Origin of the sequence: Myxococcus sp. AM010, assembly GCF_013372585.1 — a bacterium.
GTDB lineage: Bacteria > Myxococcota > Myxococcia > Myxococcales > Myxococcaceae > Myxococcus > Myxococcus vastator.
Genome location: NZ_JABXEO010000114.1, coordinates 1 through 19,941, shown reverse-complemented (window position 1 = coordinate 19,941; position 19,941 = coordinate 1). Strand labels below are relative to the sequence as shown.

The window sequence follows — 19,941 nt, the reverse complement described above, 5'->3', positions numbered from 1 at the left end:
GGCATCATGGGCGTCATCCGGCAGTATGCACCGGGGCGGCGGTGGGGATGGGCGCGGCCCGTTTGGAGCGGGCCGGCATCCCGAAGCACGCTCGCAGCCAGGGCACCCGGGCCACCCCTTCACACAGGCCCCAGGTGAGGCCGAACGACAGCGTGAGCACCGCGAGGAAGAGACTCCCGGGGCCCACGTCCCAGTCCACGAGCGCGAAGCCGACGGCGACGATGCTCGTCTGGTGGAGGATGTAGAAGGGGTAGGCCCGCTCGCGCGCGTGCCGGAGCCAGGGGCGGCGGACGTGGATGCGGGCCCGCGCCCAGGCCAGCGCCGTCAAGATGAAGAGCCACTGCAGCGCGGTGCGGCCCAGCGTCTCCAGCGGGAAGGGGTATTCGTTTGGCGGCACCATGACGGCGAAGAGCAGGCCGCAGGCGGCCAGCAGCGCCTCGCGCCGGGCCACCAGGTACTTTACCACGCGCGGGCACCGGCCCAGCACGTGGCCTCCGAGGAAGAAGAGGCCGTAGTGGATGAAGGCCCGCGGGTCGTCCAGCAGCGCGTGCGTCTGGGGGAAGCGGCGCAGCAACACCTCGTTGAGCGCGAGCGGCAGGAACAGCCACGCCACGTTCCAGCCCCGGCTCAGCCACGTCTCGGCGCGCTGGAGCCAGGACTGGCCTCGCGCCGTGCGCAGCGCGGCGAAGAGCGGCAGCGCGAGCACGCAGTAGACGAAGAGGTACGCGATGAACCACAGGTGGTGCCAACTGAAACTGCCGGCGGGGTAGGGCACGAAGCCGAACACGGACGGATAGAAGTCCGCATAGCCGCCCTGGAACGTCCCGCGCTGGAGCCGCTCCACGTAGATTTGCGGCGGCACCACGACGAACATGCCGAAGACCAACGGGCCCAGGAGCCGCTTCGCGCGGTCCCCGGCGAAGGCTCCCAGCGAGCGCCGCTGCAGCGCGAACGCCGTGCCCAGGCCGGAGATGCACATCAGCAGCGGCATGCGGAGGTGATGCAGCACCTCCATGGGGGGCTCCAGCCACGGCAGGGCCTGGACGCTCTTCACGTGCCAGTCCCAGGTGTTGAACATCATCCCGGTGTGGAACAGGTGCAGCAGGAGAATGGCCACCACGCGGAGCCAGTCCAGGTCCGGGCGGTGCTCATCGGTGGGGTGCGGGGCGGCGGTGCTCATGGGTGAGCCTCCTTCCGCTCCGGGATACGCACCGCGCCCCGGGCGCTCCACGCCTCTGTCGCCAGCCGGTTCCACGGGGGGATGAGCCGGACGGGTGGGGTGGGGCGCAAAGGAAAGGGCCGCCCGGGTTGCCCCGGACGGCCCTCTCTCACTTCAGTGAAGCCCGCGGAGGACTACTCCGGCAGGACCTCGAGCTTGATCTTCGCGACGACTTCGCGGTGCAGGCGCAGCTCCACCTCGTAGTTGCCCAGGGCCTTGATGGGCTCGGGCAGGTGGATGTGGCGGCGGTCGATGCTCTGACCCTCGGCGGCGACCGCCTCCGCGATGTCCAGCGCCGTGACGGAGCCGAACAGCTTGTCCTGGTCGCCCACGCGGCGCTTGATGCTGACCTTGATGGCGCCAATCTTCTTCGCCTGCTCCTCGGCCGCGCCCTTCAGCTTGGCGTTCCGAGCGACGATGACCGCCTTCTCATGCTCCAGCTGGCGCAGGTTCTGCTCGCTGGCCAGCACCGCCTTCTTGCGGGGCAGGAGGAAGTTGCGGCCAAAGCCGTCCTTCACGGTGACGAGCTCCCCGGACTTGCCCAGGTGCTCGATGTCCTCACGCAGAATGACCTTCATGTTCAGTCTCCTGTGCGGACCGGCGGACTAGCCGACCACCGCGTTGTAGGGGAGGAGCGCGATGCCACGGGCGCGCTTGATGGCCACCGCCACCTCGCGCTGGTGCTTGGCGCAGTTGCCGGAGATGCGGCGGGGGATGATCTTGCCGCGCTCCGTGACGAAGTACTTCAGCGTCGCCTGGTCCTTGAAGTCCACCGACGCGTTCTTCTCCGCGCAGAAGCGGCAGACCTTCTTGCGGCCGAACCCGCGGCCACCGCCGCGCTTGTCGTCGTCACCGCCCAGCCCGCCGCCGCGGTCGCCGCGATCACCACCGCGGTCACCCCGGTCACCACCGCGCGAGCCACCACCGCCGAAGCCACCACCACCGCCACCACTGCGGGCGGGGGGGGCAGAGGCCGTCTTGCTATCCGTTCCGTTGCTCATGAGCGTTCTCGTATCCTGGAATGGTCTCTAGCGAATTGACCCAGGCGGCCCTCAGGCCTCCTCGGTCGACTCCTCCTCGGAGTCGCCGCTCTGCTCCTCGGCACGGAAGCCACCCTCGCGCTCCGCGGGAGCACCCGGACGGGCCTCCTCCACGTCGCCGGCCAGCTTCACGTCCTCGAGCACCGGACGCGTCTCGGGGTCCACCTCGTCCGCCAGCTTCACGGAGATGTAGCGGGTGACCTCGTCCAGGTTGCGGAGGTTACGCTCGATTTCCGCCACCAGCTTCGCGCCGCCCAGGAAGTGGGTGTGCACGTAGATGGCGCGGGGCTGCTTCGCCACGGGGAACAGGGTCTTCTTCTTGCCCCACACCGTGAAGCGGATGACCTTGCCACCCTCGCGGGAAACGATGCCGCGGACGCGCTCCTTGAGCTTGTCCACGTTGTCGTCCGTCAGGTCCGGCTTGACCAGGAAGATGGTCTCGTACTCACGAAGCCGCGTAGCGGCCTGCGTCTCAGACATTGTTTTCTCTCCCCTTGGGGTCGAGTGCCCTCCGGTGAATCCAGAGAGCGGGGAAACGGCCAGCGGACCCAGGTGGCCCACCGCCGGGGACGGGAAACCGCGCGCCCGTCACCTTCGCGCTACGTCCCGTGTACCAACACGGGAAGCTGGAAAAGAACATCCCACCGGGTCATCCCCGATGAGGGAACGGGCCTTCTATGGGGGGGCCCCCGCCAAGTCAAGCGGCCGGGCGCCTCGTCCGCCGGCCCGTGGGGGGCCCGGGGGCCCGCCTCAGGCCTTCCGGTTGAACCGGTTCATGGCCACCGACAGGCCCTCGCGAAGCCAGAGCTCCGTCATGTCCATGGCCCGGTCGATGAGCGCCTCCAGCTCCCGGCGCTCGCCGTCGTCGAAGTTGGACAGGACGTAGCCGGCCACGCGCTCGCGGGCGTTGGGCCCCTCTGGCTTGCCAATGCCGAAGCGCAGGCGGATGAAGCCCTCGTCGCCCAGGCTGGAGACGATGCTCTTGAGGCCGTTGTGGCCGCCGCTGCCACCGCCGGCCTTGAGCTGCAGCCGGCCCAGGGGCAGGTCCAACTCGTCATGGATGACGAGCACGTCCGCCACCGGCACCTTGAAGAAGCGCGCCGCCTCCGCGACGGAGCGGCCCGACAGGTTCATGAACGTCTGGGGCTCCACGAAGAGGACGCGCTCGCCCGCCAGGGTGCCCTGGCCGACCCTGGCCGCGAACTTCTCCTGGTTCAGCGCCGCGCGCGCCCGTGACAGCAGCGCCTCCACCACCATGAACCCGATGTTGTGCCGGTGCCGCTCGTACTCGCGCCCCGGATTGCCCAGCCCGACGATGAGCTTCATGACGTGGCTCCCGAAACGAGAAACGGGGCCAGCCCCTTGCCGGGCCGGCCCCGCTCCAGAAGGACCGCTGAAGGCGACAGCCTACTTCTTCGCCGGGGCCTTCGCGTCCTTGGCCGGCGCCGCCTTCGCGTCCTTGGCGGCCGGGGCCGCCGCCGCCGCCGCCGGACCGGCCTCCGCGGCCTCCGGCGCGCTGATGACGGCCAGGGTGTAGTTGACGTTCGTCTTCACCGACACGCCCTGGGGCAGCTTCAGGTCGTTGATGTGGAGCACCTCGGCGATCTTCATCGCCGTCACGTCCACCTCGATGCGCTCGGGGATGGCGGCGGGCAGCGACCAGACCTCGATTTCACGGCGGGCCTGGGTGAGCAGACCGCCGTCCGCCACGCCCTGCGCGCGGCCGGTGAGCACCAGCGGCACGTTGACCTTCACCTGCTCGGTGGGGCGCACGTCCAGGAAGTCGGCGTGCAGGATGGCGCGGGTGACGGGCTCCATCTGGTAGTCCTTCAGGAGCACCTGGCGGTCACCGCCCTCCACCTTGATCTGGATCAGGGTGTTGAACTTGTGCGGGGTGTTGATGGCCTGGCGGACCGCCTTGGGGTCCACGGAGATGTGGACCGGCTTCTCCAGGTGCTTGCCGTAGACGACGGCGGGAATCAGCCCCTGGGCGCGCAGGCGGCGGGCAACGCCCTTGCCGGAACCTTCACGCGGCTTGGCCTCGAGGGTGCTCGTATTGGCGGACATGGAATCCTCACGAATGGGACTGCGGGTGCCACCAGCCGCCCTGGCGCCCTCGGCATCCCGCCCCAGTGGCGGGCCCCGAAGACGGCGCCTGTGGAGGCTGCCGATGGAAGGGCGTGCACATGCCAGCCGGACGGCTTGGAGTCAAGCCGCCCGGCAGGCGGGCGCGGACCGGCTCAGACGAACAGCGAGCTGAGCGAGTCGGCGCGGTGGATGCGGGCAATGGCCTCGCCGAAGAGGCGGTCGGTGGTGAGCAGGCGGATCTTCGAGCAGGCCAGCGCCGCCGGAGACAGCGGCACGGTGTCCGTGAAGACGACCTCCTCCAGCACCGAGTCCTGGATGCGCTGGATGGCCGGGCCGGAGAGGATGGGGTGGACGGCGTAGGCCACCACGCGCCGCGCGCCCTTGGCCTTCAGCGCCGCGGCGGCCTGGGCCAGCGTGCCGGCGGTGTCCACCATGTCGTCCACCAGCACCGCGTCCTTGCCACTCACGTCGCCGATGAGGTTCATCACCTCCGACGCGTTGGGGCGGGGGCGGCGCTTGTCGATGATGGCCAGGCCCGTGTTCAGCCGCTTGGAGTACGCGCGGGCGCGCTCCACGCCGCCGGCGTCCGGGGAGACGATGACCAGCTCCTGCGACTCCGGGAAGCGCTTGCGCAGGTCCTCCAGGAACACCGGCGAGCCGTAGAGGTGGTCCGAGGGGATGTTGAAGAAGCCCTGGATCTGCCCGGCGTGCATGTCCATGGACACCACGCGCTGGGCGCCCGCCGACTCCAGCAGGTCCGCGATGAGCTTCGCGGTGATGGGCGTGCGCGGGGCCACCTTCCGGTCCTGACGGGCGTACCCGTAGTACGGGATGACGGCGGTGATGGAGCCGGCGCTGGCCCGCTTGAGCGCGTCGCACATGATGAGCAGCTCCATCAGGTGGTCGTTCGCCGGCGGGCAGGTCGACTGGAGGACGAAGATATCGTGGCCTCGGACGTTCTCGCCGATCTCGACGTGGATCTCCCCGTCCGAGAACCGGCCGACCTCCGCCTTGCCCAGAGGGCGCTTGAGGTACTCACAGATGCGATGCGCCAGGCCGGGATTCGAGTTCCCGGCGAACACCTTGAAGTCACGCGGCTGCATGGTGGGGCCGCTGACTAACCTGGACGCGGACGGAAGGAAAGAAGTCGTTAGTCCAGGTCCGCTGGTGCCGCGACGAGCATCCCGGCTTGCGCCTGATGAAGGTGCCGCTCGTACTCTATCAAGATGACGCGTTCCATTTGACTCCGCGTATCCGCGTTGAGCGGGTGGGCAATGTCCTTGTACGTCCCATCCTTCCGCTTCTTGGCTGGCATCGCGATGAAGAGCCCGGTCGAGCCGTGAATGACCTTCAAATCGCGAATGACGAAGCAGTGATCCAAGGTGATGGTGACGTACGCCTTGAGCTTGTCCTCTTCGACCGGAAACACCCGGACGTCGGTGATGTTCATGGTCCCCCCCCGAACCCGAAAGGTCGGAGCTGAGGGGAAGCCTGGGACATACTGGGTGTCAAATGCAAGCGCGGGCGCGAGAGAGATTCGCGCCACTGTTCAATGCCCCCACAGTCGGCCGCTGCGAGTGGAGCCTAGTTCAGCATTTGCGGCCAGTGAATGACCAGGTGGGTCAGGAACGCGAGGTGGTAGACCACGATGACGGCATACACGGCCGCGCCCAGCCGGATGGCGATGCGGCTGGCGTTGAGGTGCCGGTGGAGGCACAGGAGCCACAGGCCCGCGTTCACGATGACCAGCTTGGCGAACATGAAGAAGAGCGGGGACTGCTCATAGGCCACCCGCATGATGGGGTTGAGCTCCTCGGCCACCCCCAGCTGGAGGAAGAAGAGCGTGAAGAGCCCATCCAGCAGGTTCAGCATCAACAGCGCCACGGACGCCGGTGACAGGTAGAAAGAAGCCTTGCTGCCCCACGCCCCGCCCTGCATCGGTCCAATCGTCGCCGCCACGCCCATCCCCCTTCGCCGGTCCGAGGCCAGTGCTCTTCAAGAGCCTTGCCAACGCCCGCGAGGCCCGGTGACGGGCAGGCGAGGAAGCGGGCGACAGCGGGGGTCGATTCGGCTATGGGACGGGCGTGGCGGGAAGTTGACTCCCCTGGGGTCGTGGCAGACTATCCGCGCCCCTTCCGCCCCCGGCCCGTGAGCGTTCCTTGCATCAATTCCCCAAAGATATCGGGTGGATAGAGGTCATCTGCGGTTCGATGTTCTCCGGCAAGACGGAGGAGCTGATCCGCCGCGTCCAGCGCGCCGTCTACGGCAAGCAGCGGGTGCAGGTCTTCAAGCCGCGCATCGACAACCGCTACGACGAATCCGCGGTGGTGAGCCACTCGCAGCTCAAGGTGATGTCCACCGCCATCGAGCGGGCTGAAGAGATTTTTTACAGGCTCGCGCCCGACACCCAGGTGGTGGGCATCGACGAGGTGCAGTTCTTCGGTTCAGAAGTGGTCGCCGTGGTGGAGGCGCTGGCCAACAAGGGCCTGCGCGTCATCTGCGCGGGGCTGGACCAGGACTACCAGGGGCGCCCCTTCGAGCCGATGCCCCAGTTGATGGCGGTGTCGGAGTACGTGACGAAGGAGCTGGCCATCTGCGTGGTGTGTGGGAACCCGGCCAACCGCTCCCAGCGCATCGTGTCCAGTGGTGAGCGGGTGGTGGTGGGGGCGGCGGGCGCGTACGAGCCGCGCTGCCGCAAGTGTCACGTGGCGGAGCCGGCGGAGGGCACGCCGCCGCAGACCCTGGAGCTGTTCGACTGAGCGGGAGCTGAACGGATGCGCGACACCCTGTACTCCAATGTTCCCTTCAAGCTGAACGAGATGACCCACCACTATGGGCCTCACGTCCACCTGGTGGGAAATCCCTTTCTCCTGACCCAGCTGGCCACGCTGTGTTCGAAGGGCGTCATCCAGCCGCAGATCAACCGCCTGGTGGAGACGCTGTACGTCGACCTGGTGAAGACGGTGCTCAACGCGGAGTTCCCGCGGAAGAACGTCAGCCTGCCCACGCGGATGATCGACTCCACGCCCCAGGGCCTCTACCAGGGGGAGGTCATCGACCCGCAGGTGCGGGTGGTGACGGTGAACATCGCCCGGGCGGGCACGCTGCCGTCGCAGGTGACGTACGACCTGATGAACGCCACGTTGGACCCGACGGTGGTGCGCCAGGACCACATCATCATGAGCCGGATGATTGACGCCGCGGAGGCGGTGGTGGGCTCGGAGATTGGCGGCGCGAAGATTGGCGGCGACGTGGACGACGCCTTCGTGCTCTTCCCGGACCCCATGGGGGCCACGGGGGGGAGCCTGTCCACGGCGATTTCGCTCTACAAGAAGAAGGTGCCCGGGACGCCCCGGCGCATCATCACCCTGAACCTCATCGTCACGCCGGAGTACCTGCGGAAGATGACCACGGACCATCCGGACGTCATCATCTACGCGCTTCGGTTGGACCGGGGCCTGTCCCCGCCGGAGGTGTTCGGCACCGAGCCGGGCGCGCTCTGGGAGAAGGAGCGGGGCCTGGATGACCGGCAGTACATCGTCCCTGGAGGCGGCGGCTTCGGGGAGATCATGAACAACGCTTACGTGTAGCGGAGGAATCTTGGCGTTCTACGAGCAGGAAGTCGGTGTCCTGATTCCCGAGGACAAGTTGCAAGCGCGCGTGCGCGAGCTCGCGGCGGAGATTACGCGCGACTACGCGGGCAAGGACCTGACGCTCATCTGCGTGCTGAAGGGCTCGGCGTTCTTCGCCATCGACCTGGCGAAGCACATCGACCTGCCGGTGAAGTTCGAGTTCCTGGGCGTATCCAGCTACCAGGGCGGCACGGAGTCCACGGGCGAGGTGCGCATCACCACCGATGTCAGCAAGCCCATGGCGGGCAAGCACCTGCTCATCATCGAGGACATCATCGACACCGGGCTCACCATGCAGTTCCTGCTGGAGAACCTGCGCGCCCGGCACCCCGCGTCCCTGAAGGTGTGCACGCTGCTGGAGAAGCCCTCGCGCGCCCGGACGCAGGTGGACATCGACTACAAGGGCTTCGTCATCGAGGACCTCTTCGTCGTCGGCTACGGGCTCGACTTCGGCGAGGTGTACCGGAACCTCCCCTTCATCGGGGTGATGAAGAACAAGTAGTCCCGGCCGGGTGCCGGCGCCGCCCACTGTGCGCGGCGCCGCACCGGCTGGAGCACGCCGTCACATGAGCGGGCAGAGGTCGGCGAAGTCGCAGCGCACCTCGATGGCGTCGCAGTAGAGCGAGCACGTCGTGTACATCCCGCACGACTGCGTGCCCGAGGGACACCGGATGAAGGTGCCGTTGGGGCAGGGATACTTGAGCGTGTCGCAGTTGTAGAGCTCGCTCTCGCGCTGGCCCAGGTCTGCTTCAACCTCCGGCGCATCCACCGGACCACAGCCAACCGCGGACAGCAGCGTCGTCACAGCGAGCAGCAGCGTTGCAGCCTTCATGACAAGTCCTTTCGAGGTGGGGGACGGCTCATGCAGGCTGTCGCCCACCAGCCTGAAAGTCAAAGCGGGCGTGTCTGTGAATGGCCGGGGAGGCGGAGGGCCTTGGGCCGCGCACGGGGGCCGCTCAGCGGCCGTGACGCGGTGCTTCGCGTTGTCGTCTCCCGGTCCATGCACAGCGTGCCTGGAAGAATGCGCTGAGGCGTGGCGTCTGGGCGCGTGAAACGAGGCGGACCATGGATGCATCCACGGACAGGGCCGCGCTGGCTCGGGCGGGCAAGCACCACCGCAACGAAGCCGTCCGGAAGTACGTTGCCGAGTTCATCGGGACGTTCGTCCTGGTGCTGGGCGGCGTCGGGGCGGCCGTGCTGGCGGGGGACCACATCGGCTTCCAGGGGGTAGCGCTCGCCTTTGGCCTGTCGCTGCTGGCCATGGTGTACGTGATTGGGCCCATCTCCGGCTGCCATGTGAACCCGGCGGTGACGCTGGGCCTCTTGCTGACGGGGAAGATGGAGGGCAAGGACGCGGCCGGCTACGTGGTGGCGCAGTGCGTGGGGGCCATCGTCGCGGCGGGCGTGGTGCTGCTGATTGCCCGGGGGATGCCCGGGGGCTACTCGGTGGCGACGCAGGGGCTGGCGACCAATGGCTACGGCGCCGCCTCGCCGGATGGCTTTGGCATGGGGTCGGCCTTCCTCACCGAGGTGGTGCTCACCTTCCTGCTCGTCTTCACGGTGCTGGGCGCCACGGACGCGCGCGCGCCGGTGGGCTTCGCGGGGCTGGCCATTGGCCTGGTGCTGACGCTCATCCACCTGGTGGGGATTCCGGTGACGAACACGTCCGTGAATCCGGCGCGCAGCCTGGGGCCGGCGTTGTTCGCGGGGAGCGTGCCCCTGGGGCAACTGTGGCTGTTCATCGTGGCGCCGCTCCTGGGAGGCGCCACCGCGGCGGCGGTGTACCGCACGGTGTTCCGTCCTTCCGTGCCCATCAGCGCGGAGGAGGCCGAGCGGGCCCTGCGGCGCGAGCGTGAGGCGCGCATCACGGACCAGCGGGCCGGAACGCGCGCCCCCGTTTGATGCCGTGGGGCGCTTCTCGCGAGGGGCGCCGGCGGGTACGGTGACCGGGAACAGGGGCCTGTCGTGCCCCCTCTGGAGCCGCCATGTTCTTCGACGCGACGCGCCTCACGGCCTACTACCTGGCGGCGCTCGCGCTCATCCTGACGCCCGGGCCGGACACGCTGTACGTGCTGGCCCGGAGCGTGGGGCAGGGGCGCAAGGCGGGCATCGTCTCCGCGCTGGGCATCTTCGTCGGGGGCCTGTTCCACATCGGCGCGGCGGCGCTCGGGCTGTCGGCGTTGCTCGCGACGTCGGCGCTGGCCTTCTCCGTGGTGAAGTGGGGCGGGGCGGCCTACCTGGTGTGGATGGGCGTGCAGATGCTGCGCTCCCAGGACGGCGCCCCCGAGGAGGTGCGGGCACTCCCGGCCCTGGGCCTGCGGCGCATCTTCCGCGACGGCGTCGTCACCAACGTGCTGAACCCGAAGGTGGCCGTGTTCTTCCTGGCCTTCCTGCCGCAGTTCGTGGACGCGTCCGCGGGCTCGACGGGGCTCCAGTTCCTGGGGCTCGGGTTGATGTTCGCCGTCACGGGCACGTCGTGGCTGGTGCTGCTGGCGGCGACGGCCGGGGCCTTCGGGGGCTGGATGCGGCGCAACCCGAGGGTGGCGGCGTGGCAGAAGCGCGTCACGGGCGGCGTCTTCGTGGTGCTGGGGGCGCGGCTGGCGTTGCAGCGCCAGGCGTAGGCGTCAGACGAGCGCCTTGATGACCACGTAGAGCACGTAGAGGACCCACGGCACGGCGGCCAGCAGCCCGAGGACTCCGAGCAGGCCGGCCCAGACGGGGTAGCCCTTGCGCCAGGGCAGGAGCAGGAAGGTGCCTCCGGCGAGCGCTGGCAGGGGCAGGAGGTTGAGGGCGGCCAGCTTCGCGCTCATCAGGCCCCAGGCGCGCAGCAGGTCGCCGTCCCGGAGGAGCGCGAGGAAGCGCTCCACGCGGCCGGGGAGCAGGGAGGGCTCGAAGGGCACGGCGAAGCCGCTCACGAACTGGCGCAGGGCCTCCGTGGGCCCCAGGCAGGCCATGGCGATGGCGACCTGGAGGACCCAGGGCAGGAGGATGACGGCGGCGTGCAGGGGCGGGGAGAGCTGGAGCAGGCGGCTCCTGGCGGGGGCGCCCTCGACGGTGGGCTCGTCGAAGCTCACCGCGCTGCCGAGCGCCAGGGGGCGGAAGGCCCACAGGATGCTCCCCAGGCGGGCGGAGAGCAGGGTGGGGCCGTAGCCGAGGACGATGGACACGGGCCGTGCGCCCAGGGTGCTGGCCACGGCGGCCTGCGCCAGCGCCCAGAGGGCGTTGACGGCGAAGAAGAGCATCCAGAGCCAGAGGAGTTGGGACAGGCGGTCCATGCGGTGCGTCCCTGTCTACCATGACCCGGGGTGGCCTCCATGCGCGGGTGGGGCACCAATCACCCTGGAGCGTGGCGCCGCGTCTCTGGTAGGCATCCGGGCCGAGGAACTCATGGCCTACGGCATCGCGAATCACCTCTGGATTCATGGGAGCCCGGACCGGTCCAGGGTCCGTCAATGGATGGACGCCGCACTGGGGACGTCGTTCGGGGAGCAGCCTCGGAGCGACATCGTCGTCGCGGACGTCTTCCAGTTCGGCCCGGCGCTGACGCTCATCGACGTGCAGGTGCTCGGAGCGCCGCGCGTCGTCGAAGGCGAGGCGGAGGCGGCGGAGCAGGACGGCTTCCTGACGCGCGTGGCCAGCCTGGCGAAGGAAGCGGGCTTCAAGTGCACGCGGGTGTGGATGGGCGACGTGGGCACCATGGCGTGGGAGCTGGAGTCCCAGGGCGAGGAGGGCGTGCCCGTGGGGGCGAAGCGAGAGGACGAGGCGCTGAGCACGCGGGGGGCGGACGGGTGGACCGTGGACCCGCTGGCGCCCGTGGTGGCGCGCGAGGTGATTCGGAGCATCGTCAAGCTGCCGCTGGAGGAGGTCCACCACTACATCGACTGGGCGGTGAGCTGCCGCAGCGCGATGGCGGCGGGGACGCCGGTGGAGGGCTTCAACCTGACGCGCGCGTCGAGGCTGATGGCCACGCACTACCTGGTGTGGAAGGGGAAGGTGCTGCCCAAGCCGACGCCGGTGAGCGAGATGGCGCCGAAGCTGGGACGGGCTCGGAGGATGCGCAGGGCGGCGACGTTGGTGCCCGCGGCGCGCGTCTGGGGACTGGTGCTGCTGGTGGCCTTCGTGGTTCCCGCCGTGCTGTACCACTTTATCTTCGCTCCGCCGGTGGAGAGCCCGGTGACGGGCTTCGTGCTCAGCGGGGTGATGACGCTGGTCTGGGCCCTGTTCGCCCTGGTTCGGTTTGATGACTTCCAGGGCCGGCCGGTGCGGCTACCGTGGCGGGTGGCGCTGTTCGTCGGGGGGCATCTTGTGGTGGGGGCGTTACTGTGGTTGCTCCATGGGATGCCGACTTGACGCTCGACTCATTCGCTTTGGTTTGTCCCTGGTATGGGGCCTGCGGCTGAATGCGCGCAGCGTTGTGCAAAGAGGGGCAGCGATACTTCATATTCTTTGAGGAGACGCTGGGATTATTTCTCGGAAGTGATCCACCACGCTAGCGGTTTGCTTGAATCAGGTTCGTACACATTTCCGAACCACCACAGGTAACCATCGGTCTTTTACACAAATTGAGAGAGCGCGCTTTCCACGGGGAAAGGCATCCTTTGAATTTTGAAGGGCACAGAGAGGACGAGAATTCGCCCTGGACCACCCTCGCACCAGCCGCAAAGCTGATCGGCGAGCACGCGAAGAGCAGCGCGATTTGTTCCACCCTCTGCTCTTGCTCTTGCTCTTGCTCTTGCTCTTGCTCTTGGATGGCGACAATGATTGGTTGCCGCCTCGTCTGATTACCTCGTATCCGCGAGGAATATCCGCGCGAAGGAAGGGAGATAGAGGCTCCATACGCCAGCCCATCGGTGAATGTAAGTGATGGAGGCTCCCATGTTCGATGTCTTCGACTTCAATGTGGCCTCAAGCGAAATTTAATTACTTTGATTTGTCGTTCAAGGTCGAAAGGGTGGTTTTGGGGTTAAGGGCCCGCTCACAATTTACTTAGCCCTGAGAGGCGTTCCCATTCCCGGAAAATCGGCCTCCAGGCGCAGAAAACGGCCAAGTGATTTCTGATCGGGCCCTTATTGGGTTCGGAGATGTGTGTCTTCGGGCGGGCATCGTTTTTTTGGGAGGAGTCACTGTTTTGAACTAGGCGTTAATGCGGATGTCATTCCAGCACGGGCAAACTCGCGCATGAGAATTTTCGCGAGTCGAGAGTTGGGGTTCTTTGATGTGATTCGCCGGCACGCCTCCTTGAATGATTGTGATGCTTTATAGAATATGTCTGTCGGAGTTCCGTTCCGAAGATACCGCGAAAAAACATCAAAAGTGGTCTGTCGAGAATGCGAACTACATGTGTGGAGGAAATCCTCGAGTTCATCAATGGATGCATCATTGAGCCGTGCGATGTATCCATTGTTCTCGTCCCTGTTTGAGGCAAGATCGTCGAAGGCTTGGTTGATGGAGGGGGCAGGGAAGAGATTGTGCCTTTCTGTTTTGATGGCGGAGCATAGTAGGGGATGAAGTCCGTCGATACTGTGTTGATATTGAAGGCTGTCCATTTTGGCGAATGTGTTTATTTCGTTATTGTGGCTTGAGATCCATTCCTGTGCGATCTGTGGGCCTGTTGAACTTGATAGGTGCTCGTCGGCGAGCTTGATTGCGGCGTTGATGGTGCCGAGGTCAATGATGTCGACACTCTTGAGGATGTCGGAGATTAAGCGATTGATTTCGTCCCGAGGGAAGTTAGTGTCCCAGCGAATTCGATGGTGGGCGAGCCTCAAATTTTCTTCGATTTTGGAGATGCGTTGCCGTCGATCAAAGAGCTCGCGATAGCTCTTCAATGCAGCGCGGTCGAGATATCCGCGTTCAAGATATGGCACCAACACCTGAGACTCGAATTCGTCGGAATGGACCAGTTTGTACTCATCCAGCAGGCTCTTTGCCTCTCTTTGGTCTTCTGTTAGTTTCTCAGGATCTTCAAATTTCAACAGATATGGATTAAGGGCCTGTTCGATCGTGAGAGGGTTTTTGTGTGTTCCCTGATGGATTCCGACAAACAAGGCAATGCTGGGGATGAGGAATGGCCATTGGTGTGGAAGAATGTGTCCTGTTTCATCTAGCGCCCTGTATGTGCGCCGCATTCGCTGGATTGTTCTGATGTTTGTGATGTTTAATTGTTTGATGCAGTTTGTGAACGTCTCAAGGTGCTTTTGCGGCATCTGGCCAAGGCCAATCGAGATGGAGTTGTCTGTTGTTATTGTCAGGGCGATCTCCATGTTTATTACCTTTTCTCTTAGCTCGTGCCATTTCGAATCTTTGGATATTTCGTTTTTGTTGATAATTAATATTATTTTGGCGCTGCCGAGAGTTGTCAGATGCGTGATGAAGCCCAGTAGTTCTGTTGCGTCGATTTTGTCGGTGGCGCGTTCAATGTCGTCGAATGCGATGAGTGGTTTGCTGGGGAATGATTCCAGTAGGCTAGGGAGGAGTGATTGGAGATCTGCGAGCGATGTGGTGATTTTTAGTCCGTCTGGGAGCTTGCTGTTTACGTATCCGATCGCGGCCTCTGTTGCCTTGGCTGTGAATTTTGCCGTTGTGGATTGTCCGATTAGTAGCGCGCTTAGTGTGGCGGATTTGAGGGCGTCGATTGAGTTATGGTTTAGGCATGAGATGTAGATTGGATGGAATTCCAATGTCTTTGCTTCGGGTAGGATGTCGTTCCATAGATGCGTCTTCCCTGAGCCCCAATCTCCGTGGAGGGCGATTACCGGGGTTTCAGATAGGCGTAGCGCGTCAAGAAGGGCAGTTTTGGCTTGATTGAAGCTCATGTGGTCTCCTTTGGAGGGGCTGATAACTGAATGGGCTGGCAGTCCGCTTGGCGAATGCACCTGCAAATAGGCGAACGGCTCGTCCTGAGCTGTGTGCACCAGCGCCAAGACGTAGGTGCTGCTCAACTACTTGAGCATCCAGCGAGCTTGCTGTGTGTGTGATGGCTGGTGTAGATGAAGAGCATTGACAATCTCCTGGGTGGGCGATGCCGTAGCGCTCATTTTCTTCTCTTTCCAGGCCTGGAATCAAGACCGCCAAGAATCATGCCTGGGGTCATTTGTACATGCATGTTATGCTTCTTAGACTCGATATAGACGCCATCCTAGCCGCTGAGCCACTGCGCGACTTGAGCGAAGCTCACGGTGCTTCGTGCCACGAGGTAGGGGAGTGTTCCTGAACTTTCAGTGTGGCGCTGACGTGGGCCGCGAGTTTGCGGCATTCATTGAACTGCCGGACTTAGACATCTAAAAAATCCGACATGGGCTTTGCGTCGAGGGGCTTCGGTCCTCAAGCCGGACAATCTGGTGTCCTTCATTCCCGAGGCGTCGGGAACCGTCTTCGCCATTACTTGGGGCGCGAAGCCTCCGTGGCGGCGGAGTACATGGAGTGGGCTGCTCCGGGCGGCACGAAGCCTCGCTGGCGTAAGATCCGCTCTGGTAGGAGTCAGTCCGAGTAGCGAAGCTGGCAGCTTCGGGGAAAACGCTCACGCGTGGTCAGTTCATGGCCGTCGCTGGACGGAGCGCCGTGCTGGACGCACTCAAAAAGTTGCCGCAGCCGGCTCCAACTCGCATGGCGTGGAGTTCGTCACAATGCTCGTCGGGATCTCCCTGGAAGGAGTGCAGGCGATGAATCAAGGAGTCGCGGCTCGCGCCCCTGTGACTCCACCCATCCATGCGATGGAGGAGGGGACTCCCGAGCCTCCGAAACGCCTCTGGTGGAAGTTCTGGTGACCCGTCCGCGCGCTGCCCTCAACCGGGGCGCCTGAAACCGCGCCCCGGGACACAGCGCACAGCCGTTCAGAACGCCGCGTCGAGAACCACGTCGGTCGCCGCACCAACCCCAACAGCGACCTGGTACGACGACACGCGGCGCTCGAAGAAGTTCGTGAGCTCCTGCACGTCCTGCAGGTCCATGAAGTGCAGCGGGTTCTTCGTGCCGAACACCGGCGACATGCCCAGCATCTGGAGCCGCTGGTCCGCCACGTACTCCAGGTAGCCGCGCATGTCCTGCACGGACAGGCCCATGACGCCGCCGCTCAGCAGGTCCTGGGCGAACTGAAGCTCGCACTCCACGGCCTCGCGGAGCATCGCCACCACGTCGCGCTCCATCTGGGCGTCGAAGAGGTCCGGCTCCTCCTTGCGCGCCACCTGGATGGCCTCGTAAGCAAAGGCCATGTGCGCGCTCTCGTCCCGGAACACCCAGTTGGTGCCCGCCGCCAGGCCGTTCAGCAGGCCCTTGCTGCGCAGGAAGTACACGTAGGCGAAGGCCGCGAAGAAGAAGAGGCCTTCAATGCAGCCCGCGAAGCAGATGAGGTTCAGCAGGAACTGCCGCCGGTCCTGCTTCGTCTGCAGCGTGTCCATCCCCTGGATGCTGTCCATCCACTTCATGCAGAACCGCGCCTTGCGCTGGATGGAGGGGATGTTGTCGATGGCCGCGAAGGCCATCGCCCGCTCGGCCTGGTCCGGAACGTAGGTGTCCAGCAGCGTCAGGTAGAACTGGACGTGCAGCGCCTCCTCGTAGAGCTGGCGCGACAGGTACATCCGCGCCTCGGGCGCGTTCAGGTGCTTGTACAGGTTCAGCACCAGGTTGTTGCCGACGATGCTGTCTCCCGTCGCGAAGAACGCCACCAGCCGGTGGATGAGGTGGCGCTCCGCGTCCGTCATCTTCGAGCGCAGGTCCACCAGGTCCGTGGAGAAGTCCACCTCCTCCACGGTCCACGTGTTCTTGATGGCGTTCCGGTACATCTCGAAGAACTGCGGATACGCCATCGGGCGCAGCGTGAGATTCAGGCCAGGGTTCAACAGCATCGCTTCCGTGCTCCTCGCGCCGCGGCGCGGTGATTCGATTCAGTCGTTCTGCGGCGAAGCGTCAGCGTCCAGCAGGGCCTACTGGCAGGCCTCGCACGCCTCCGGGTTCTCCAGCGAGCAGGCCACCGCCTCGGCCTCGGTCGCCTTCGCCACCGGGGCAGGGGCGGCCTGCGCCACGCTGGCCCCGCCACCCGTGCCCACCGTCGCCTTCGCGATCCGCGTCGCCGGGCGCGAGCGCAGGTAGTAGGTGGTCTTCAGGCCCTTCTGCCACGCGTAGAAGTACATCGAGGACAGCTTCCCGATGTTCGGCGTCTCGACGAAGAGGTTGAGCGACTGGCTCTGGTCGATGAACGCCCCGCGGTCCGCGCCCATGTCCAGCAGCGCGCGCATCGGCAGCTCCCACGCCGTGCGGTACACCGTGCGGAGGTTCTCCGGCAGCTCGGTGATGTCCTGCACGCTGCCTTCCGCCATCTTGATGCGGTTGCGGATGTTCTCGTTCCACAGCCCCAGCGCCTGGAGGTCCCGCACCAGGTAGCGGTTCACCTGGAGGAAGTCACCCGACAGCGTCTCGCGCTTGAACAGGTTCGACACCTGCGGCTCGATGCACTCGTAGCAGCCGACGATGGAAGCAATCGTCGCCGTGGGCGCAATCGCAATCATCAGCGAGTTGCGCAGGCCGTGCTTCATGATGCGCTGGCGCAGCGCGTCCCAGCGCGCCGTGTCCTCGGGCACCACGCCCCAGTGGTCGAACTGGAGCTCGCCCTTGGCCGCCCGCGTCTCCGGGAAGGACTCGTGCGCGCCGTACTGCTCGGCCAGCTCGCACGACGTGGTCAGCGCCGCGAAGTAGATCTCCTCCGAAATCTTCTTCGACAGCGCGCGAGCCTCCGCCGAGTCGAAGGCCAGCTTGAGCTGGAAGAAGACGTCCTGGAGGCCCATCAACCCCAGGCCCACCGGGCGCCAGCGCTTGTTGGACGCCGCCGCTGCGGAGATGGGGTAGTAGTTCAGGTCGATGACGCGGTCGAGCTGCCGCATCGCGAGCTGGGCGTTGGCGCGCAGCCGGTCGAAGTTGAACTTCCCGTCCACCAGCATCCGGCTCAGGTTCAGCGAGCCCAGGTTGCACACCGCCGTCTCACCCTGGCTCGTCACCTCCAGGATTTCGGTGCACAGGTTGGACAGGTGGATGACGTTGCCGGCCTTGCCCGTCTGGTTGCTCTTGCGGTTGCTGATGTCCTTGAAGGTCATCCAACCGTTCCCCGTCTGCGCCAGGCACTTCATCATCCGGGCGTAGAGGTCCCGCGCCTTCACCTTGCGCATGGCCAGGCCGTCCGCCTCCGCCTTCGCGTAGGCCTGCTCGAAGGCGTCGCCGTACAGGTCCGTGAGGTGGGGGACGCGCTTGGGGTCGAACAGGCTCCAGTCGCCGTCCGCCTCCACGCGCTTCATGAAGAGGTCCGGCACCCAGTTGGCCAGGTTCAGGTTGTGCGTGCGGCGCGCGTCGTCGCCGGTGTTCTCACGCAGCTCCAGGAAGTCCTCGATGTCCGCGTGCCACGTCTCCAGGTACACGCAGCACGCGCCCTTGCGCTTGCCACCCTGGTTCACCGCCGCCACGGAGGCGTCCAGCGTCTTCAGCCAGGGGACGATGCCGTTGGAGTGCCCGTTGGTGGACTTGATGAGCGAGCCGCGCGCGCGCACCCGGTGGTACGCCACGCCGATGCCGCCGGAGAACTTCGACAGCATCGCGATGTCCGAGTACTTCTTGTAGATGGCGTCCAGCTCGTCCGCGGGCGAGTCCAACAGGAAGCAGCTCGACAGCTGCTCGTGACGCGTGCCTGAGTTGAACAGGGTGGGGGAGCTGGGCAGGTACTCCAGCGAGCTGAACAGCCGGTACAGCTCGATGGCCTCATTCACGTTGTCGCCGCTGAGCGCGCTGGCCACGCGGAGGAAGAACTCCTGCGGCGTCTCCAGCACCTCGCGCGTCTGCGGGTTCTTCAGCAGGTACCTGTCATAGACGGTGCGCAGGCCGAAGTACTCGAAGAGGTCGTTGCGCGACGGGTCGATGGCCGCGTTGAGCTTGCGCGCGTTGGCCTGGACGAACTGGAGCAGCCGGTCCGCGATGAGCCCGTGCTTGTGGCCCGCCGCGACGGACTGGCTGAAGGAGTGGATGTCCTGGTTGCTGACCTCCTTCTGGATGAAGGTGGCCAGCAGGCGCGCGGAGAGGCGGCCGTACTCGGGCTCCTCCACGATGAGGGCGGCGGCCGTCTGGATGGAGAGGCTGTCCAGCTCGCGCGTCGTCGCGCCGTCATACAGGCCGGAGATGGTCTTCGTGGCCACGCGCATCGCGTCCACGCGGGGCAGGCCCACGCAGGAGCGGCCCACGGCGCGCACAATCTTGTTGAGGTCCACCGTCTCCGTGCCGCCGTTGCGCTTGCGCACCCGCATGGAGGTCGCGCTGAAGTCGCCCGCCGTGGGCTCGGAAGCAACCGCGCCCGAGGCAGCGGCGCCCGTCGGCGCTGTCGTCGTCGCCGGCGTGGACGGGCCGGAGGAGACGGGCGGGACAGACATGTTGGCGGAAGGCTTCACGGGCGTATCGAAGTTCACGAGCGGCTCACTCCAGACAAAAGCAGGGCGCTTCGGGCAGACACGAGGCCTGTCCAGGGAAGCGGACTCCCCCACCACGTTACTGGAAAATTGTTCAGGTGAATCCCGTTCCGGCGGGACGGGACTAGCGGCTGGAATCGACGGCGTGTCTGGGGGGATTCATGGGCCAGATTGATGTTGTAAGCAAGAAACCCACAATCCCTCCTCTTCCCCGCTCCCAGCCACATCGGCTGGTGGGGCGCCATCGACCAGCCACAAGCTATGGGGGGGTATCCAGCCTGTCAACGCGAGATCTAGTGCTCGGCCCGGCATGGCCCGTGCAATCTATGATCGATCTCCGAGCCGATCTCGCAGTCGTTCGGTGAACAGTGCGTGCCCCCTCCCAGGGACGTGGAGTGTGGGCGTCCTGGAATCCACCGTGGGCGGTCAGAAAGGGCCCTACGGAGGGGTTGGAACCACACCGCCCGCATCCGCCCCGGTGGGGGCCTGGGGGGCCTCGTCCAGGGCCTCCCCGGTGGTCTCTG

At 65.6% G+C, this 19,941-nt stretch carries 20 protein-coding genes; 6 read left to right on the top strand and 14 right to left on the bottom strand.

Annotated elements, in window-relative coordinates:
• Positions 1-13: 13 nt before the first annotated feature.
• The 9 genes from HV826_RS33105 to HV826_RS33065 form a co-directional block, all read right to left on the bottom strand.
• On the bottom strand, positions 14-1,180 hold the full coding sequence (locus HV826_RS33105; protein ID WP_176421028.1) for an acyltransferase: 1,167 nt from the start codon (positions 1,178-1,180) through the stop codon (positions 14-16).
• Positions 1,181-1,353: 173 nt separating this feature from the next.
• A complete protein-coding gene (gene rplI, locus HV826_RS33100) occupies positions 1,354-1,797 on the bottom strand; it encodes a 50S ribosomal protein L9 (protein WP_176421027.1) in 444 nt (147 codons plus the stop codon).
• Positions 1,798-1,824: 27 nt separating this feature from the next.
• Positions 1,825-2,220, bottom strand: coding sequence for a 30S ribosomal protein S18 (rpsR, locus tag HV826_RS33095; protein ID WP_163784673.1), 396 nt, complete (start codon positions 2,218-2,220; stop codon positions 1,825-1,827).
• Positions 2,221-2,271: 51 nt separating this feature from the next.
• The gene (gene rpsF, locus HV826_RS33090) at positions 2,272-2,739 is read right to left on the bottom strand and encodes a 30S ribosomal protein S6 (RefSeq protein WP_163784674.1); all 468 of its coding nucleotides are present in this window, start codon (positions 2,737-2,739) and stop codon (positions 2,272-2,274) included.
• 270 nt (positions 2,740-3,009) lie between these two features.
• Positions 3,010-3,585 carry an aminoacyl-tRNA hydrolase gene (pth, locus tag HV826_RS33085; protein WP_176421026.1) on the bottom strand — a complete coding sequence of 192 codons (576 nt, stop codon included), beginning with the start codon at positions 3,583-3,585 and terminating at the stop codon, positions 3,010-3,012.
• Between the two features lie 81 nt (positions 3,586-3,666).
• The gene (locus tag HV826_RS33080; RefSeq protein ID WP_176421025.1) at positions 3,667-4,326 is read right to left on the bottom strand and encodes a 50S ribosomal protein L25/general stress protein Ctc; all 660 of its coding nucleotides are present in this window, start codon (positions 4,324-4,326) and stop codon (positions 3,667-3,669) included.
• Positions 4,327-4,499: 173 nt separating this feature from the next.
• The gene (locus HV826_RS33075) at positions 4,500-5,450 is read right to left on the bottom strand and encodes a ribose-phosphate pyrophosphokinase (RefSeq protein WP_176421024.1); all 951 of its coding nucleotides are present in this window, start codon (positions 5,448-5,450) and stop codon (positions 4,500-4,502) included.
• Positions 5,451-5,497: 47 nt separating this feature from the next.
• The gene (gene spoVG / locus HV826_RS33070; protein WP_163784678.1) at positions 5,498-5,797 is read right to left on the bottom strand and encodes a septation regulator SpoVG; all 300 of its coding nucleotides are present in this window, start codon (positions 5,795-5,797) and stop codon (positions 5,498-5,500) included.
• A gap of 134 nt (positions 5,798-5,931) precedes the next feature.
• Entirely contained in the window at positions 5,932-6,312 is a 381-nt protein-coding gene (locus tag HV826_RS33065; RefSeq protein ID WP_176421023.1) for a DUF5658 family protein, read from the bottom strand.
• A 194-nt stretch (positions 6,313-6,506) separates the two neighbouring features.
• On the opposite strand from HV826_RS33065, the gene HV826_RS33060 reads away from it, so the two are divergent.
• The 3 genes from HV826_RS33060 to hpt are packed head-to-tail and all read left to right on the top strand — an operon-like array spanning position 6,507 to position 8,481.
• Positions 6,507-7,106, top strand: coding sequence for a thymidine kinase (locus tag HV826_RS33060; protein WP_140794212.1), 600 nt, complete (start codon positions 6,507-6,509; stop codon positions 7,104-7,106).
• Between the two features lie 15 nt (positions 7,107-7,121).
• A complete protein-coding gene (locus HV826_RS33055) occupies positions 7,122-7,937 on the top strand; it encodes a uracil phosphoribosyltransferase (protein WP_002634163.1) in 816 nt (271 codons plus the stop codon).
• A gap of 10 nt (positions 7,938-7,947) precedes the next feature.
• Complete coding sequence (gene hpt, locus HV826_RS33050) at positions 7,948-8,481, top strand: hypoxanthine phosphoribosyltransferase (RefSeq protein WP_176421022.1); 534 nt, start codon at positions 7,948-7,950, stop codon at positions 8,479-8,481.
• Positions 8,482-8,541: 60 nt separating this feature from the next.
• Here hpt and HV826_RS33045 read toward each other — a convergent pair whose 3' ends face one another.
• The gene (locus HV826_RS33045; protein ID WP_176421021.1) at positions 8,542-8,811 is read right to left on the bottom strand and encodes a hypothetical protein; all 270 of its coding nucleotides are present in this window, start codon (positions 8,809-8,811) and stop codon (positions 8,542-8,544) included.
• A 233-nt stretch (positions 8,812-9,044) separates the two neighbouring features.
• On the opposite strand from HV826_RS33045, the gene aqpZ reads away from it, so the two are divergent.
• Together aqpZ and HV826_RS33035 are read left to right on the top strand one after the other, a co-directional pair.
• The gene (gene aqpZ, locus HV826_RS33040; protein ID WP_176421020.1) at positions 9,045-9,881 is read left to right on the top strand and encodes an aquaporin Z; all 837 of its coding nucleotides are present in this window, start codon (positions 9,045-9,047) and stop codon (positions 9,879-9,881) included.
• Positions 9,882-9,964: 83 nt separating this feature from the next.
• On the top strand, positions 9,965-10,600 hold the full coding sequence (locus tag HV826_RS33035) for a LysE family translocator (RefSeq protein ID WP_176421019.1): 636 nt from the start codon (positions 9,965-9,967) through the stop codon (positions 10,598-10,600).
• A 3-nt stretch (positions 10,601-10,603) separates the two neighbouring features.
• Here the strand turns inward: HV826_RS33035 and HV826_RS33030 are convergent, their stop codons facing one another.
• Entirely contained in the window at positions 10,604-11,254 is a 651-nt protein-coding gene (locus HV826_RS33030; protein WP_176421018.1) for a hypothetical protein, read from the bottom strand.
• Between the two features lie 112 nt (positions 11,255-11,366).
• Between HV826_RS33030 and HV826_RS33025 the strand changes: the two genes are divergently transcribed.
• Positions 11,367-12,329, top strand: coding sequence for a hypothetical protein (locus HV826_RS33025; protein WP_176421017.1), 963 nt, complete (start codon positions 11,367-11,369; stop codon positions 12,327-12,329).
• Positions 12,330-13,099: 770 nt separating this feature from the next.
• Here HV826_RS33025 and HV826_RS33020 read toward each other — a convergent pair.
• The 3 genes from HV826_RS33020 to HV826_RS33010 all read right to left on the bottom strand — a co-directional run bounded on the left by HV826_RS33020 (position 13,100) and on the right by HV826_RS33010 (position 19,417).
• The gene (locus tag HV826_RS33020; RefSeq protein WP_176421016.1) at positions 13,100-14,920 is read right to left on the bottom strand and encodes an ATP-binding protein; all 1,821 of its coding nucleotides are present in this window, start codon (positions 14,918-14,920) and stop codon (positions 13,100-13,102) included.
• 891 nt (positions 14,921-15,811) lie between these two features.
• Positions 15,812-16,822 (bottom strand): ribonucleotide-diphosphate reductase subunit beta, encoded by a 1,011-nt coding sequence (locus tag HV826_RS33015; RefSeq protein WP_176421015.1) that lies wholly within the window; start codon positions 16,820-16,822, stop codon positions 15,812-15,814.
• Between the two features lie 78 nt (positions 16,823-16,900).
• Entirely contained in the window at positions 16,901-19,417 is a 2,517-nt protein-coding gene (locus HV826_RS33010; protein ID WP_176421014.1) for a ribonucleoside-diphosphate reductase subunit alpha, read from the bottom strand.
• Between the last annotated feature and the right edge of the window lie 524 nt (positions 19,418-19,941).